The sequence below is a fragment of the Alcanivorax sp. S6407 genome (assembly GCF_023016115.1).
In the GTDB taxonomy this organism is placed as follows: domain Bacteria; phylum Pseudomonadota; class Gammaproteobacteria; order Pseudomonadales; family Alcanivoracaceae; genus Alcanivorax.
This window is the reverse complement of the sequence record NZ_JALKBH010000028.1, coordinates 1-249: the sequence shown is the minus strand read 5'-3', so window position 1 is coordinate 249 and position 249 is coordinate 1. Positions and strand designations below refer to the sequence as shown.

Annotated in this window: 1 rRNA gene; it reads right to left on the bottom strand. The window is 51.8% G+C overall.

From position 1 onward, the window contains the following. Window positions 1-249, bottom strand: a 23S ribosomal RNA gene (locus tag MWU49_RS17695); the annotation flags it as partial.

Sequence of the window (249 nt, the reverse complement as noted above, 5' to 3'; positions counted from 1 at the left end):
CGCCTTTCCCTCACGGTACTGGTTCACTATCGGTCAGCCAGGAGTATTTAGCCTTGGAGGATGGTCCCCCCACATTCAGTCAAAGTTTCACGTGCTCCGACCTACTCGATTTCACTTGATCAGATTTTCGGATACGGGGCTATCACCCACTATGGCCGGCCTTCCCAGACCGTTCTCCTAATCATTCACAAGCTTAAGGGCTAATCCGCGTTCGCTCGCCGCTACTGACGGAATCTCAATTGATTTCTG